This window comes from Nannocystis pusilla, assembly GCF_026626665.1.
GTDB classification, from domain to species: domain Bacteria; phylum Myxococcota_A; class Polyangia; order Nannocystales; family Nannocystaceae; genus Nannocystis; species Nannocystis pusilla.
The window spans coordinates 4,555,269-4,570,753 of sequence record NZ_JAPNKE010000002.1 but is presented as its reverse complement, the minus strand read 5'-3'; the positions used below and the strand labels follow the sequence as shown (position 1 = coordinate 4,570,753).

Below are 15,485 nucleotides of genomic sequence, written 5' to 3'. Positions count from 1 at the left end.
CGGACTCAACGGATTCGGCCGCCGCGTCGTCACACCATGACGAGAGGCGAGTTGCCGCGCGGGCGAAACGTCGCATAAGCGCCCCCATGCGAGCAGTCGTCTTCCGTGATGTGGGGGACATCCGCCTCGAGGATGTCGCCGAACCGAAGCTGCGCGAGCCCACCGACGCGATCGTCCGGCTGACCGCCAGCGCGATCTGTGGGACCGACCTGCACATGATCCGGGGCAGCGTACCGGGCATGCAGGCGGGCACGATCCTCGGTCACGAGGGCGTCGGCGTGATCGAGTCGCTCGGCAAGGAGGTCCGTAACTTCCGGGTCGGCGACCGGGTGGTGATCCCGTCGACGATCGCGTGCGGCTATTGCTCGTACTGCCGCGCCGGCTACTTCGCCCAGTGCGATCGCGTCAACCCCAAGGGGCCGCAGGCGGGCACGGCGTTCTACGGCGGGCCGGCCGAGACGGGGCCGTTCCACGGGCTGCAGGCCGAGAAGGCGCGCATCCCGTTCGCCGCGGTCAACCTGGTCAAGCTGCCCGACGAGGTCAGCGACGACCAGGCCCTGCTGCTGTCGGACATCTTCCCGACCGGCTACATGGGCGCCGAATACGCCGAGATCAAGGACGGCGACACCGTGGTCGTGTTCGGCTGCGGCCCGGTCGGTCAGTTCGCGATCCTCAGCGCCAAGCTGATGGGCGCGGTGCGGGTCTTCGCGGTCGACAACGAGCCGTCGCGCCTGGCCATCGCCCAGGCCCAGGGCGCCGAGATCATCAACTTCGACGTCGACCACCCGGTCCAGACGCTGCGCGCGCTGACCGGGGGGATCGGGCCCGACCGCGCGATCGATGCGGTCGGCGTCGACGCCTGCCACGCCCACCGCGGGGCGGCCCGCGCCGAGGCCGAGCGCAAGTACGACCAGCACGCCCGCGAGCTCGAGGAGGTCGCGCCGCGCTCGAACCCCGACGGCGAGCACTGGCACCCGGGCGACGCGCCGTCGCAGGCGCTCGAGTGGGCGGTCGAGGCGCTGGCGAAGGCGGGCACGCTGTCGATCGTCGGGGTGTACCCGCAGACGGCCCGCTTCTTCCCGATCGGCCAGGCGATGAACAAGAACTTGACGGTCAAGATGGAAATTGCCACCACCGCAAGTACATCCCCAAGCTGCTCGACCTGGTGAGGAGCGGGACGGTCGACCCGCTGCAATTCATCACCCGCGTCGAGCCGCTGACCGACGTCATCGCCGCGTACAAGGCGTTCGACCTGCGCCGACCGGGCTGGCTGAAGGTCGAATTGCGGCCGGAGTCGTGATGCGCGCCGGCGTGCTGGCGGTGGCCGTCGCCTGTTCGCTGGCGCCGGCGGGCGCGACGGCCCGGAGCGCGCCGCCCGAGGACCGCGAGATGGTGCGGCCCGACACGGAGGGCGAGCCGCCGCCACCGACGGTGCCGACGCCGATGATCGCGATCACGCCGCCCGACCTGCTGCCGCCGGTGATCCCCGAGCGGCAGTGGCGGGCGGAGCGGCGCAAGGTGAAGATCAAGGCCGCGGTGTCGTGGACCGTGGCGATCGTCGGGCTGATCGGCACGGCGGTGCCGCTGGCGATCCTCGGCACCTGCGGCGACCAGCATCGGGGCAGCTACGTCCGCGACTGCCCCGACCGCCGCGGGGCCCTGATCGCGGCGCCGATCTTCGCGGCGGTGGCGGTGGCGGGATTGGTGCCGGCGGCGATCTTCACCGACCGCCTGTTGTATCAGCGGCTCCCGGAGCGCGCGCCGCAGCTCGGGGTCGGCGCGGGCGGGCTGCTGCTGCGATTCTGAGCGAAGCGCCCGCGGCCAGCTCGCCCGGACGGGGACCTCGAACGAGATGTCCGAAAGGGCAGGTCGTGATCGAGGCACGAGCTGCGCAGGGGCGGGCTCATTCGGGGATGATGATCGAGACGAGCTTGTCGCAGAACACGGCGTCGAACGGACCGGCGATGCCGCCCTGCAAGCTGCCGACGAGCCGCGGCGGGTCGGCCGGGTCGGCCCGCTCCCAGTTGCCGGCGAGTTCGTCGATGACGACGGCGTCGGGGCGCGCGACCTCGCCGAGCATGCCCTCGGCGAAGACGTTGGCCGAGACCGGCCAGGTGCCGATCCAGCCGCCCTCGGAGAAGGGATCGCTGAACACGTCGTCCATGAGGATCGGGCCGGAGCTGCCGTTCTTGTGCAGAAGCTCGACGTCCGGGTTGGCGGCTGGCGAGAGGAACAGCAGCACGGGCGTGAACGGCTCGTCACCGAAGCCAGAGAAGCCGAACCAGGCGCGCTGGGCGGCGAACGGGCCGATCGTGGAGCTGCCGCTGACCATGGTGCCGGCGGGGGTGCCGAGGGGGCAGCCGGTCAGGCCCGAGGTCGGACCCGGCTCGAAGATGTCGAGCTTGGGCAGGGGATCGAAGGTGGTATTGCCGCTGGGATCGACGGTGGTATCACTGGGGTCGATGGCCGTGGTGGCGCTGGGGTCGATGCCAGTGGTGCCGCTGGGATCGACGGTGGTCGCCGTGGTGGGCTGCGGCGGGGCGCCGGTGGTGGGGAGCGTGGCGGTGCCCGGCGCGTCGGTGTTGGTGCCGGTGGCCGGCGGCGAATCGCTGGTGCTCGGCCCGGCGGTGCTGCCGTCGGTGTCGCCGAGCGGGCGCTCGGTGCAGGCGAACATTACGAGCGCGAGGATGAACGGCGAACGAGGTGTCGGCATGGAGGTCTCGATCGGTGATTTGTGATGGATGGAAATCGCCTGTGGCATCATTCGGGGAAGATGTTCTCGACCAGCTTGTCGCAAAAGACGGCGTTGAACGGGCCCGCGATCGGGCCCTTGACCGTGCCGACGAGCCGCGGCGGATCGGCGGGATCGGCGATGTCCCAAGTGCCGGCGAGCTCGACGATGTCCACCGCAGGCAGCGGCCGGGGAAGGTGATCATGCCGTTGGCGCGGACGCTGAGGTTGGCGGCCCAGTCGCCGACCCAGCCGCCGAAGAGCAGGGGTTCGGTGACGATGTCGCCGAAATAGACCGCGCCGCTGCTGCCGCTCTTCTCCTCGACCTCGACGGCCGGGTCGGCCTCGGGCGAGACGAACAGGATCGTCGGCTTCTCCTGATCGTCGAAGCCCCACCAGCCGAAGTAAGCGCGGGTGGCGGTGAACGGGCCGAGCTCGGTGTCGCCGGTGACCATGGTGCCGGCAGGGGCGTCGAGGTCGCAGCCGACGAGGCCGGCGGGCCACTGCGCGGCGGGGAGGTCGATCTTGAAGACGGTGGTGCTGGTGGCCGTGCCGCTCGGATCGTCGGTGGCGGCGCTGTCGTCGGTGTCGCCGTCGCCGGTGGTGGTGGACGGGGCGACTGTGGTGGCGGTGTCTTCGGTGGTGGTGGGCGGGACGGACGTCGTGGAGCCGGGGGTCGTCGTGCCGACTGTGGCGCCGGAGCCTCGCTGTCGGTCCCGGGGGCCTCGCCGGTGCTCGGGGCGGTCGTGCCGGTCTCGGTGTCGTCCGTGGGGCGCTCGGGACAGGCCGGGACGAGGAGGACGAGGGTCAGCAGCGCGCGGAGAGGGCATGGTCCGTCAATATGACGTGGCCGGGCGCGGACCGATCCGTCACGGCGTCGAGGCGGTGCGCGCGGGCGCTGCGAGGGCGCGGACTTGTTAGGGTCGAGCCGTGACGACGACGACGGCGACGCGGACCCGGGCGCTCGTGTTCGTCGCGGTCGCGGCCGGGCTCGTGCTGATGCCGGCGTATCGCCAGGTGTTCGGCGGTCGCAGCCGATTCGTGCGCGACTGGGAGCTGTTCAACGAGGTCGGCGTCGGGCTGGTGGTCGCGGCGTTCAGCGTGCGCGACGCGGACGGGCGCGAGACGCCGATCGATCGCTACGCGGCGCTGGGCCGCGAGCGACCGACCGCGCCGCGCTGGCTGCGGACGATGACGGGCGAGGCGGGGCTGCTGCGCGTCGCCGGCGAGCTGTGCGGAAAGCTCGGGGCCGTCGACCTGCGCGCGCGCGCCAGCATCGCGACGATGCGGGGCTGGGTGCCGCTGCACGCCGGTGAACACGACCTGTGTCGGCCGCTGCCCCCGCGGCCGCAGATCCCGGGGACGCGGCCGCGTGGTCATGAAGACCCGTGAATCGCAGGGGGCGCGCCTGGCCCGGTGGGCCGGGGCCGAGGGCTCGACGGTGCCGATGGCGCTGATTCGGATCGGCCTCGCGCTGCTGCTGTGGGCCCGCTGGGGCGAGGACATGGTGCTCGTCCAGGCCGAGGGCCCGGCGATGTTGGCGCTGTCGCTCGGGTTCTTCGCGGCGACCGCGGCGATGCTCGTCGGGCTGTGGACGCGCGCGGCGACTGCGGCCGCGGCGATGGTGGTGGCGACGATGTACTTCGCGATCGGGGCCGCGGGCGGGCGCACCGCGTGGATCCACCACCATCACTTCGTGCTGATGTCGGCGACCGTGCTGTGCGCGCTGACGCCGTGCGGGCGCTCGCTGTCCCTCGATCGCTGGCGGGCGCTGGCGCGGGCGCGTCGCCTCGGCGTGGCGGCGCCGGCGGAGCGCGGGCCGCTGCTCGGCCTGCGGCTCATGACTGCGCAATTGTCGGCGGTGTACCTGTGGAGCGCGATCGACAAGTGCGAGGCGGGTTTTCTGTCCGGGGCGCGGCTCGAGCAGATCGCCGGGTTTTACTACTTCGGTTCGGACCTGCCTCTCGGGACAGCTCTGACGATCGTGTCGGCGACGGCGGCGTGGACGGTGGTCGCCCTGGAGTTCGCGCTGGCGATCGGGGTGTGGCGACCCCGGTGGCACCGCGTGCTGCTGCCGCTGGGCGTGGCGTTCCACGCGGGGCTCTACGTGCTGCTGCCGGTCCACACGTTCTCGGCGACGATGGTGCTGCTGTACCTGGCGGTGATCGATCCATCGGCGGTCCACCGGGCGGTCGCCGCGGCCCTACCGCGGGCGGACGAGGCGTGAGGTTAACTTTCAGACATGTTTGATAAATCATGGCGAAAGGGCCATGTCATGGGGTGAAGCGGCAGCCCTGGAACCCGCTGGTGCGGACGGCGGGGCGTCGGCGTTGACTTGGCCGGGCGGCGCCTGATAAAGGATCTGCGCGGTGCTCGCGGTCCTTCTCCTCTGCGTCGGGTTCGGCTGGCTGGCCAACATCAGCATCAGCGTCTACGCCCACCGCGCTCTGGCGCACAAGGCGGTGGCGCTGCACCCGGCGCCGGCGCACGTGTTCCGCTTCCTGATCTTCCTGACCACGGGCACGCGGGTGCGGGCGTGGGTGGCGGTCCACCGCAAGCACCACGCGTACGTCGACCGCGAGGGCGACCCGCACTCGCCGGTGGTCCACGGGATCGCGCCGATCTTCTTCGCCGGGTACCGCTATTACTTCCGCGAGAGCACCAACGAGGCGACGCTGCGGCGGTTCGGCCACGACTGCCCGGACGATTGGCTGGAGCGCAACCTCTACGAGGGGCGCAGCAACCTCGGGCTGGCGCTGCTGGCCGCGATCTACCTCGGGCTGCTGGGGCCGTGGCTGGGGCTCCTCGGGTTCGCGCTGCAGCTGATGTGGATGCCGCTGTGCGCCGGGGTGATCAACGGGCTCGGGCACCACGCCGGGTACCGCAATCACGAGACCCGCGACGGCAGCCGCAACGTGGTGCCGCTGGCGCTGGTGATCGCCGGCGAGGCGCACAACAATCACCACCGGTTCCCGCGCTCGGCCAAGTTCTCGACGCGGTGGTGGGAGTTCGACGTCGGCTGGGCGGTCATCCGCGCGCTGGCGGCGTGCGGGCTGGCGCGCGAGCTGTACGTGTACGACCGCAAGTGGCGGCCGGGAGCGCCGCTGCCGGCGGTGCGGCCGGCCGAGGCGGCGCCGTTCGAGGCGGCCGGGAGCTGAGCGCATGCAGGAGGGGCGCCGCAAGGGGTCGCTGCCGCTGTCGCAGCTGTCGTGGTCGGCGGCGGGCTTCTATTTGCTGGTCCACGCGCTGTGCCTCGGGGTGATCTACACGGGCCTGTCGTGGCACGCGCTGGCGCTGTTCGCCGTGGGTTTCGCGGCGCGGATGTTCGCGCTGACGGTCGGGTTCCACCGCTACTTCGCCCACCGGGCGTTCAAGACGTCGCGGTGGTTCCAGTTCGTGCTGGCGCTGCTGGCCAGCACGACGCTGCAGGGCGGGGTGATCTGGTGGGCCGAGACGCACCGCCGCCACCACCGCAACGCCGACACCAGCCGCGACCTACACTCGCCGCATTTCCAGGGCTTCTTCTATTCGCATTACCTATGGTTCCTCGACCGCCGCAACCGCGTGACCTGCCTCGAGGCGATCCCCGACCTGGCGCGCTACCCTGAATTGCGCTGGCTCGATACGTGGCACTTCGTGCCGTTCGCGGCGATGTGCGTCGGGCTGTACCACTATTGGGGCGCGGAGGGCGTGCTGTGGGCCGGGCTGTTGCCGACGGTGCTGATCTGGGAGATCACGCACTGGGTGCAGTCGTTCAGCCACGCGTGGGGCGGCTACCGCCGCTACGCCAGCGACGACCTCAGCCGCAACCACTGGCCGCTCGGGGTGCTGGCGCTCGGCGAGTTCCACAACAACCACCACCGGTTCTCGTCGTCGGCCCGCCAGGGTCACGTGTGGTGGGAGCTCGACGTCGGCTGGTACGTGCTGCGCCTGTGGGCGGCGCTCGGCCTGGTGTGGGACCTGAAGACGCCGACGAACCTGTCGCAAGAGACATCCGGCGCGAGCGAGCGCGGGGAGCCATTCGTATGAAGTGGAGCGTGGAACGCAGCGAGGGCGCGGTGATCGTCACGATGCGCTCGAACCCGGTCAACCGCATGAACCCGGGGTTCTTCGCCGACCTGCACGCGGCGTTCGACGCGGTCGAGCGCGACCACCCGGCGCTGCCGGTGGTGCTGACGGCGGAGGGCAAGACGTTCTCGGCCGGGCTCGACTTCGAGGACGTGTTCCCGCGGTTCGCCCGCAACGACATGGACGAGCTGCAGGCGTGGTTCGCCGAGTTCCGCGGCAGCCTGCTGCGGGTGTTCGCCCTGCCGCGGCGCACGGTGGCGGCGATCAACGGCAACACCTTCGCGGGCGGGCTGATCCTGGCGGTCGCGTGCGACGTGCGGGTCGGCGCCGAGGGCCGGGCGCGCTTCGCCATCAACGAGGTGCCGGTCGGGATCCCGATGCCGTGGACGTACATCGAGATGGTGCGCTACGCCCTCGGGACGCCGGCGACCGCCGAGATGACGCTGTCGGGCCAGCTCTACGACGTGGCCGGGGCGCAGCGGCTGGGCGTGCTCCACCGCGTGGTCGCGCCGGAGCAGCTGCTGGCGACGGCGCTGGAGGAGGCGCGGCGGATCGGGGTCGACAGCGCGACGGCCTACGCGGCCAGCAAGCAGGCGCTGCAGCAGCCGACGATGGCGGCGATCGCCGCCCACCCGGAGCTCGACCGGATGGCGATGCAGGTCGTCATGGCGCCCGACAGCGTGCGCGCCCAGGCGAGCGCCCTGGCGGCGCTCAAGAAGCGGGACTGACGGCGTGGGCGGCCTCGAGAGCGCGGCGCGGCGGGCGGTCGAGCAGGCCCTGGAGCGCGCCGGGGCGCGCGTGGGCGGACCTGACCCTTGGGACATCCACGTGCACGACCCGCGGTTCTGGCGGCGGGTGGCGCTCGGCGGGTCGCTGGCGCTCGGCGACAGCTACATGGACGGCTGGTGGGACTGCGCGGCGATCGACGAGCTGACGGCGCGGGTGCTGCGGACCAGTGGCGACGAGGCGGTGCTCGACTGGCGCACCGCGGCGCTGGCGACCGCGTCGCGGCTGGTGAACCTGCAGTCGAGCCGGCGCGCGGGCCAGGTGGCCGAGGTCCACTACGACCTCGACACCGAGCTGTTCGCGGCGATGCTCGGGCCGACGATGGCCTACTCGTGCGCCTACTGGCGCGCGGCGGACGACCTCGACGCGGCCCAGCGGGCCAAGTTCGAGCTGGTCTGCGCCAAGCTGTACCTCGGGACAGGTGAGTCGCTGCTCGACATCGGCTGCGGCTGGGGCGGGCTCGTGCGCCACGCGGTCGACAGCCGCGGCGCGCGGGCGGTCGGCGTCACCGTGTCGGCGCCGCAGCGCGACTGGGCCGCGGCCCACGACGACGGGCGCGGGGCCGAGTACCACGCGCTCGACTGGCGCGACCCGGCGCTGGGGCGCATGGGCCCGTTCGACAAGCTGTGCAGCGTGGGGATGTTCGAGCACGTCGGCCACCGCAACTACCGCGCGTTCTTCGAATCGGCGCACCGGCTGCTTCGCGACGACGGCCTGTTCCTGCTGCACACGATCGGCAACGAGCACGGCCGCACCGACGCCTGGCTCAATCGCCACATCTTCCCCAACGGGGCGCTGCCGGCCACCGCCGACATCAGCCGCGCGGTGCAGGGCCTGTTCGTGATCGAGGACTGGCACAACTTCCGCGCCGACTACGACCGCACCGTGACGACCTGGCACGCGAACTTCCTCCGCTACGCCGAGGCGCGCGGGGCGGCGATGCCGACGCGGTTCCGACGGATGTGGAGCTATTATCTACAGACGATGGCCGGGTCGTTCCGCGCCGGCTGTCGCAATCAGCTGTGGCAGATCGTGCTGTCGAAGCGCGGGGTGCGGGGCGGGTACCGATCGATCCGCTGAGAGACGGCAGAGGGGGCGAATCAGGCGCTCGTCGTGGCTGCTCGCAGCCCGGGACGGCGGGCGCGTCCGGGTTCGGCGAGGAGGAGCCGGGGGGCACGCGGCCGATCGACGCGTGCTTCGGCTCGGGCGTCGCTGCGGACGACGAGCCGGCGTGCGCGTGCGCGTGCGATCCGGCGCTGTCGCGCGGGTTCGGGCGCGTGCCGGCGGGCCGTGAGTCGGGCCCTGGTGCGATGATTCGTCCGGGCGAAGTCTCGCGCGCCTGCCGGCGCTGAATCACGCGTGGGCGACGCCTGCGATCGCCCACGCGTAATTGTCCGCAGGGCGAAATCATGCGACTGTACGCGTTCGCCCGTGGAGGCACGACATTGCGCGTTGCCCGTATTGTTGGCGAGCTCTACTGTCGCCGGATGCGATTTGAGCGTTGGGTAGGGAAGGTCGAGCTGCGCGCTCTGGCGATGACGGCGGCGCTGGCGGCGGGCTGCGGCGGACGGAGCGAGGCGACCACGGGGGTCGACGAGACGAGCACGGGCACGGGCACGGGCACGGACACGACGGCGGTCGACGAGACGACGACGGTCACGCCGGGCACCTCGACCACGGAGGCGGCGTCGGCGAGCGAGACGGGGACCGCCGCGACGTCGACCACGGACGATCCGGGCGAGACGGACACCGACTCGACCACCGGCTCGCCGGCGGTGTGCGGCGACGGCGTGATCGACCCCGGCGAGGCGTGCGACAACGGGGCGGACAACGGCGACGACAAGGCGTGCAAGGCCGACTGCACGCCGAACGTGTGCGGCGACGGGGCCGTGGGGCCGGGCGAGGGCTGCGACGACGGCAACACGCGCGACGGCGACACCTGCACCAACGCGTGCGCGGTGCCGGAGTGCGGCGACGGGGTGGCCGGGGTGATGGAGGCGTGCGACGACGGCAACGACGTCGACGACGACGCGTGTACCAACGCCTGCACCCTCGCGGCGTGCGGCGACGGGCTCGTCCAGGCGGTGAACGGCGAGGCGTGTGACGACGGCGCGGGCAACGGCGCCAGCGCGGCCTGCACGGCGGAGTGCAAGCACGCGGCGTGCGGCGACGGGTTCGTGCAGGACGGCGTCGAGGCCTGCGACCTCGGCAAGGACAACGGCCCCGGGCAGGAGTGCCTGGCCGGCTGCGTGCTCAACGTGTGCGGCGACGGCGACCCGAGCCCGAGCGAGGCGTGCGACGACGGCGACACCGAGCCGGGTGACGGCTGCAACGCGGCGTGCGAGCTCGAGGCGTGCGGCAACGGGGTGCTCGACGCCGGCGAGGCGTGCGACGACGGCGACGCGGACAACGACGACGACTGCACGACGCTGTGCAAGCTGCCGACCTGCGGCGACGGCTTCACGCAGGCCGGCGTGGGCGAGGCGTGCGACCTCGGGCCCGACAACAAGGACACCGGCGATTGCACCCTCGGCTGCAAGCTGCCGACCTGCGGCGACGACCTGGTGTGGGAGAACCACGAGCAGTGCGACGACGGCGTCAAGAACGACGACGAGGCGTGGTGCAAGACGGACTGCACCGACGCCGTGTGCGGCGACGGCTTCAAGGGGCCGAACGAGGAGTGCGACGACGCCAACCAGAGCGACGACGACGCCTGCACGAGCGTGTGCAAGAACGCGGCGTGCGGCGACGGCTTCGTCCAGCCGGGCGAGGAGTGCGACGAGGGGAACGGCAACGCCGACGACGCGCCGTGCACGGGCGCCTGCCAGCAGGCGGAGTGCGGCGACGGCCTGGTGCTCGCCGGCGTGGAGGAGTGCGACGACGGCAACCCGATCGACACCGACGCCTGCGTGGCGCAGTGCAAGGCGGCGACCTGCGGCGACGGCTTCCTGCGCATGGACCTCGAGCAGTGCGACGACGGCAACGCGGTCGCGGGCGACGGCTGCGACGCGGCGTGCAAGCTCGAGCTCGGCGCACAGGTCAAGCTGACGGCGCTGGGCGTGGCGGTGCCCGACGGGACCTACAAGGGCACGCTGGCGACGATGGCGTGCGTCAACCTCGACGTCAACAACGCCAACAAGGTCGCCGACGTCACGCTGCAGGTCGGCATCAGCCACACGTGGGTCGGCGACCTGGTGTTCAAGCTGGTCAGCCCCGACAGCAAGACCCTCACCGTGATGAGCCGCCCCGGCTTCACCGAGCTGGCCGACGACGGCGTGTCGGGCTCGGGCGGCGACTCGTCCGACCTGTCGAAGAACTTCCCGGTGCTGTTCCGCGACGGCGGGCTGAAGAGCGCGGAGCTGATGGGCAACACCCTCGCCGACGTCGCCACGGTGTGCCAGGGCGACGGCGCCTGCGACTACTCCCCGAGCCACGGCGCCGGCCCGGGCCTCAGCTTCGCCGACTTCGACGGCAGCCCGGCCAAGGGCACGTGGAAGTTCTGCGTCGGCGACCGCGCCGGCTCGGACGTCGGCACGATCGACAGCGTGACGCTGACGCTGACGCTGATGCCGTGACGCCGACCGCCGGTCGCTCCCACGAGCCACGGGAGCGACCGGCGGCGAGCCGCGTTCGCGCAGGAAAAGTGGCCGCCGCGGGGCGTAAAGCGGGTCGGAGGACGATCGTCACCGACTCCGGCCCGGGGCCTGCTACGCTGAAGGAATGGCGGGAGGACCGAGGTTCGCGGGGCTGCAGATCGCGTCGATCGTGCTCGGCGGATTCGGCGGCATCCTCTTCACGTGGCTGCCGGCGATGACGCCCGACGACTGGTCGGAGTGGGTCGGGTGCCGGCTCTTCCTGCAGCTCGGATGCACGGCCTGGCTGGTGGTCCTGCTCGCGCTTCGAGGCTCGCGCGTCCGCGAGATCGTCGGGGTCCTCGGGTTCGGGCTGCTGCTCTCGTGGAACGCGTTGCGCTCGCTCGCCACGGGGCCGGTGGTGGTCGAAGGGATCGCCGTCGAGTTCCAGGCGGGGCACGGAGGAAGGTCGGGGTTCCAGGTCCACCTCGGGGTCCAGGACGGCCGCGCCAACACCACGCGGCTCACCGCCAGTTGGGAACAGGGCCGCCACGCGATCGCGCTGCTCGGCGCGTGCGCGCAAGGACACCCGCGTGCGCGTGACGCTGCTCGTGCCGCTCGGGGCGATGCTGGCGGCCGAGTGCCTCGATCCCGTGTCCGTGACCGAGCGCCGGCGCGCCAGGGAGGCGGCGAAGTTGCGGCAGGGCTAGTCGCGGCGGCGATGAGGGCCGTCGCGCGGTCGCTACCCGCGGGCTGGGGCGGCTGCGGTTCTACGGTCGTCGGCTCCGCCCTGACGAGCGTCGGCGCGCGAGCCGTCAGGTCCGCGGCGCCTCGGCGGCGTGCAGCTCCGGGGTCGACTTCGGTCGCATCAGTCGGCCCGACAGCTTGGCCACGAACTCGCGGGTGAACCACCGGCTCGACAGCGCGGTGACGTAGTTGCTCAGGCCGTGGACGACGTGCGAGCGGTCGGCCGCGAACGCCTTGAGGCCGAGTCGCACGACGTCCTCGGCGGACGCCTTCTTGCCGAACGCCGCGGCCTCGCCGGCGCGGGCGAAGAAGGGGGTGTCGGTGGCGCCGGGGCACAGCGCCAGGACTCGCACGCCGCGGCCGCGGTACTCGGCCCACAGCGCCTCGCTGAACGACAGCACGAACGCCTTGGTGGCCGCGTACACGGCCATGTACGGCACCGCCTGGAACGCGGCGGTCGAGGCGACCTGGATCACCCCGCCGCGGCGGCGCTCGATCTGCGGCAGGAACAGGTGGGTCAGCTCGACCAGCGCGCCGACGTTGAGATCGATCTCCTCGCGCTGGCTCGCCAGGTCCACCGACGTGAACGCGCCGTGGGTGGCGAAGCCGGCGTTGTTGATCAGGACGTCGACCTCGACGCCCAGGGCCTGGACCGCGGCGTGGACCCGCGCGGGGGCGCCGGAGCGCGCCAGGTCCTCGGCGATCACGTCGACGTGGGCGCCGTACCGGGCTGCGAGCTCGGCCGCGAGCGCGCGCAAGCGTTCCTCGCTGCGCGCGACCAACACCAGCCGCGCGCCGAGCCGCGCCAGCTCGCGGGCGAACGCCGCCCCGATGCCCATCGATCCGCCGGTCACCACCACCGTCTTGCCCGAGAAGTCGTACATGGGCGCGGAGGATGCGGCGCGGCGGGGTGCCCAGCAACGTGCACCCGTGGCAATCCGTTTTCCATCCGTGCAAACCGCCCACGGCCCGGCGCGGCGATTGGATTCCCGTCCGTGCAAACCCGCCCGCGTCCGCGGCGCGCTCGACTCGCTCGCGCGCGACGCCCTCGCGGCGAGGGCGTCGGCGCGACCGGCTTCACGGGTTCGTGCAGACCGGGTTGAGGATGATGTTGCCGGGGCCGTGGTTGCCGAGGATGCTCGCACCCTGGTACCACACGTCCTGCGGCACGCCGAAGGCCGGCAGCGGGCCGAGGTTGGTGGTGTAGCCGGGGCACGAGAAGCCGAACGTGGGCTGCGCGGTCGCCGGTGTCCAGCTGGTGGCGATGCTGTTCGCGTTGCCGGTCTTGAGCTTGCAGAGGATGTTGGCGTCGGCCTGATCGCAGCCCTCGCCGCCGGCCCACGTGCAGGTGCCGTTGCAGTAGAGCTGGGTGATCTGGCTGAAGTCGTAGAGGCACGTCACCGGCTTGCAGCCGACCCCGGGCCCCGGCGTCGGCAGGGCGGTGTCGCAGTGCTCGCCGGGGTCGATCACCCCGTTGCCGCACTTCGAGATCTCGATCTGGCAGCCCGCGCTGCAGCCGTCGTTGTTGGCGACGTTGCCGTCGTCGCAGGTCTCGACGCCCATCTGCACGAAGCCGTCGCCGCACTTGGCGGTCTTGCAGCCGGCCACGCACGCGTCGGTGTTGACCGCGTTGCCGTCGTCGCACTGCTCGTTGCCGGCCCACACGATGGCGTCGCCGCAGGTCGCCGACTTGCACGCGTTGGTGCAGGCGTCGGTGGTGACCTGGTTGCCGTCGTCGCACTGCTCGCCGATCGCCGGCTGGGTGAAGGTGTCGCCGCAGACGGCGGCCTTGCACGTGTTGGTGCAGGTGTCGGTGTTGCTCGCGTTGCCGTCGTCGCACTGCTCGACCCCGGCCTGCACGAAGGTGTCGCCGCACTTGGCGAGCTTGCAGGTGCCGAGGCAGGCGTCGGCGTTGGACAGGTTGCCGTCGTCGCACTCCTCGCCCGCCTGGGTGAAGGTGTCGCCGCAGACCGGGAGGGCGCAGGCGAGGGTGCAGGCGCCGGTGTTGCTGTTGGCCTGGCCGAGGTCGCAGGCCTCGCCCGGCTGCTTGAAGCCGTCGCCGCAGCTGGCCGGCTTGCACACGTTGGTGCAGCCGTCCTCGTTGCTGGTGTTGCCGTCGTCGCAGGTCTCGCCCGGGCCGACGAAGCCGTCGCCGCACACGTTGAAGGTGCAGTTCGCCTTGCAGGCCTTGGTGTCGCCGTTGTTGGCGCCGTCGTCGCACTGCTCGACGCCGGCGTGGACGAAGCCGTCGCCGCAGGCGGCGGTCTGGCAGCCGAGGGTGCAGTCGCCGGTGTTGCTGTTGCCGCCGCCGAGGTCGCAGGTCTCGCCGAGGCTGTCCTGCACGAAGCTGTCGCCGCAGGTCGGGGCCTTGCACGCGTCGGTGCAGCCGTCGTCGTTGTCGCCGTCGATGCCGTCGTCGCAGTCCTCGCCGGGGTCGACGATGAGGTTGCCGCACTGCTCGAGCTTGCACGCGGCCGAGCAGCCGTCGCCGCCGTCGAAGTTGCCGTCGTCGCAGTCCTCGTCGGGGCCCTTGTCGCCGTCGCCGCACACGTTGAGCTGGCAGGTGGCGTTGCACGCCTTGCCGGGGCCGTTGTCGGCCCCGAGGTCGCACTGCTCGGTGCCGGGCTCGAGGTTGAACACCACGCCGTCGCCGCACACGTTGAACTGACAGCTCAGGGTGCAGGCGCCGTTGTCGCTGTTGGCGGCCCCGTCGTCGCAGCCCTCGCCGGACTGGACGAAGGTGTCGCCGCAGGCCGGGAGCGTGCACGCGGCGGTGCACTCGTCGGTGTTGTCCTGGTTGCCGTCGTCGCACGCCTCGGTCGGCGCCACCGCACCGTCGCCGCAGCTGGCCACCGCGCACGCGTTGGTGCAGTCGTCGCCGTCGTTCTGGTTGCCGTCGTCGCAGCCCTCGCCCGGTCCGACCGCCCCGTCGCCGCACACGTTGACGGTGCAGTCGGCCTTGCAGCCGTTCGTGTCCCCGTTCATCGCCCCGTTGTCACACTCCTCCGTGGGGCTCTTGTCGCCGTCGCCGCAGGTGTTGAGCGCGCAGGCGTCGGTGCACGGCTTGCCCGGTCCGTTGTCGCGGCCGTCGTCGCACGCCTCGCCGCCCTCGGCCACGCCGTCGCCGCAGACCGCGTCCGAGGTGGTCCCGCCGGTCGGCTCGCCCGTCTCCGTCTCGCCGGCGATCCCCGTCGTCGTCGCTTCGCCGTCCGACGCCATGCCCGTGGTCGTCGGCGCGTCGGAGGTCGTCGTCGTGGTCGACGTCCCGGTGGTCGGATCGGGCGCGGTGGTGCCGGTCCCGACCTCGGTGGTGCTGCCGCCGACCGACTCGGTGCCCGCAGGCACGTCGCTGCTGCATCCGCTCCACAGCGCCAGCGCGCACGCCAAACTCATGACATTCCTGCCGCCACCCAGTCTACGCATTGTTCCCCGACCTTCCCGCGCGCAACCTATCACTCGCCGGCGCCGGCACACCAGCGTCCGCAGCGGCCGACAGCGCGAGGTCAGGCGAAAGGCGATTCGTAGGACCACGCGGCGGCGTCCGCGTGGTCACCGATGTATGCACAATGGCGGAAGGTTCGC

13 protein-coding genes and 1 pseudogene are annotated in these 15,485 nt (G+C 72.0%); 9 read left to right on the top strand and 5 right to left on the bottom strand.

Annotated elements, in window-relative coordinates; translation table 11 throughout:
* Window positions 1–86: 86 nt before the first annotated feature.
* Both OV079_RS20120 and OV079_RS20110 read left to right on the top strand, forming a co-directional pair.
* A pseudogene (locus tag OV079_RS20120) lies at window positions 87–1,300 on the top strand (zinc-dependent alcohol dehydrogenase).
* A complete protein-coding gene (locus tag OV079_RS20110; RefSeq protein WP_267770451.1) occupies window positions 1,300–1,806 on the top strand; it encodes a hypothetical protein in 507 nt (168 codons plus the stop codon). The pseudogene OV079_RS20120 and the gene OV079_RS20110 overlap by 1 nt, the downstream one beginning before the upstream one ends.
* A gap of 97 nt (window positions 1,807–1,903) precedes the next feature.
* Here the strand turns inward: OV079_RS20110 and OV079_RS20105 are convergent, their stop codons facing one another.
* Window positions 1,904–2,713: a hypothetical protein gene (locus OV079_RS20105; protein ID WP_267770450.1), complete on the bottom strand. Its 810-nt coding sequence runs from the start codon at window positions 2,711–2,713 to the stop codon at window positions 1,904–1,906.
* Window positions 2,714–2,760: 47 nt separating this feature from the next.
* Window positions 2,761–2,907 (bottom strand): hypothetical protein, encoded by a 147-nt coding sequence (locus OV079_RS20100; protein ID WP_267770449.1) that lies wholly within the window; start codon window positions 2,905–2,907, stop codon window positions 2,761–2,763.
* 753 nt (window positions 2,908–3,660) lie between these two features.
* Between OV079_RS20100 and OV079_RS20095 the strand changes: the two genes are divergently transcribed.
* From OV079_RS20095 to OV079_RS20065, 7 genes are all read left to right on the top strand, one after another.
* Window positions 3,661–4,122 (top strand): hypothetical protein, encoded by a 462-nt coding sequence (locus OV079_RS20095; protein ID WP_267770448.1) that lies wholly within the window; start codon window positions 3,661–3,663, stop codon window positions 4,120–4,122.
* Window positions 4,109–4,957, top strand: a complete 849-nt coding sequence (locus tag OV079_RS20090; protein ID WP_267770447.1) for an HTTM domain-containing protein — start codon at window positions 4,109–4,111, stop codon at window positions 4,955–4,957. The genes OV079_RS20095 and OV079_RS20090 overlap by 14 nt, the downstream gene beginning before the upstream one ends.
* A 142-nt stretch (window positions 4,958–5,099) precedes the next feature.
* Window positions 5,100–5,888: a fatty acid desaturase gene (locus OV079_RS20085; protein ID WP_267770446.1), complete on the top strand. Its 789-nt coding sequence runs from the start codon at window positions 5,100–5,102 to the stop codon at window positions 5,886–5,888.
* A 4-nt stretch (window positions 5,889–5,892) separates the two neighbouring features.
* Window positions 5,893–6,759, top strand: coding sequence for an acyl-CoA desaturase (locus OV079_RS20080; protein ID WP_267770445.1), 867 nt, complete (start codon window positions 5,893–5,895; stop codon window positions 6,757–6,759).
* Window positions 6,760–6,767: 8 nt separating this feature from the next.
* Window positions 6,768–7,526, top strand: coding sequence for an enoyl-CoA hydratase/isomerase family protein (locus OV079_RS20075; RefSeq protein ID WP_267770444.1), 759 nt, complete (start codon window positions 6,768–6,770; stop codon window positions 7,524–7,526).
* A gap of 4 nt (window positions 7,527–7,530) precedes the next feature.
* Entirely contained in the window at window positions 7,531–8,664 is a 1,134-nt protein-coding gene (cfa, locus tag OV079_RS20070; RefSeq protein WP_267770443.1) for a cyclopropane fatty acyl phospholipid synthase, read from the top strand.
* Between the two features lie 407 nt (window positions 8,665–9,071).
* Window positions 9,072–11,159: a DUF4215 domain-containing protein gene (locus tag OV079_RS20065; protein ID WP_267770442.1), complete on the top strand. Its 2,088-nt coding sequence runs from the start codon at window positions 9,072–9,074 to the stop codon at window positions 11,157–11,159.
* A gap of 132 nt (window positions 11,160–11,291) precedes the next feature.
* Here the strand turns inward: OV079_RS20065 and OV079_RS20060 are convergent, their stop codons facing one another.
* The 3 genes from OV079_RS20060 to OV079_RS20050 form a co-directional block, all read right to left on the bottom strand.
* Entirely contained in the window at window positions 11,292–11,675 is a 384-nt protein-coding gene (locus OV079_RS20060; RefSeq protein WP_267770441.1) for a hypothetical protein, read from the bottom strand.
* Between the two features lie 296 nt (window positions 11,676–11,971).
* Window positions 11,972–12,787: an SDR family NAD(P)-dependent oxidoreductase gene (locus tag OV079_RS20055; RefSeq protein ID WP_267770440.1), complete on the bottom strand. Its 816-nt coding sequence runs from the start codon at window positions 12,785–12,787 to the stop codon at window positions 11,972–11,974.
* Window positions 12,788–12,980: 193 nt separating this feature from the next.
* Window positions 12,981–15,296, bottom strand: coding sequence for a DUF4215 domain-containing protein (locus OV079_RS20050; protein WP_267770439.1), 2,316 nt, complete (start codon window positions 15,294–15,296; stop codon window positions 12,981–12,983).
* Between the last annotated feature and the right edge of the window lie 189 nt (window positions 15,297–15,485).

Excerpts from the sequence above, each read along its gene's own strand:
- OV079_RS20110 (WP_267770451.1), top strand. The coding sequence starts at position 1,300 with ATGCGCGCCGGCGTGCTGGCGGTGGCCGTCGCCTGTTCGCTGGCGCCG.
- OV079_RS20105 (WP_267770450.1), bottom strand. The coding sequence starts at position 2,713 with ATGCCGACACCTCGTTCGCCGTTCATCCTCGCGCTCGTAATGTTCGCC.
- OV079_RS20090 (WP_267770447.1), top strand. The coding sequence starts at position 4,109 with ATGAAGACCCGTGAATCGCAGGGGGCGCGCCTGGCCCGGTGGGCCGGG.
- OV079_RS20080 (WP_267770445.1), top strand. The coding sequence starts at position 5,893 with ATGCAGGAGGGGCGCCGCAAGGGGTCGCTGCCGCTGTCGCAGCTGTCG.
- OV079_RS20065 (WP_267770442.1), top strand. The coding sequence starts at position 9,072 with ATGCGATTTGAGCGTTGGGTAGGGAAGGTCGAGCTGCGCGCTCTGGCG.
- OV079_RS20055 (WP_267770440.1), bottom strand. The coding sequence starts at position 12,787 with ATGTACGACTTCTCGGGCAAGACGGTGGTGGTGACCGGCGGATCGATG.
- OV079_RS20050 (WP_267770439.1), bottom strand. The coding sequence starts at position 15,296 with ATGAGTTTGGCGTGCGCGCTGGCGCTGTGGAGCGGATGCAGCAGCGAC.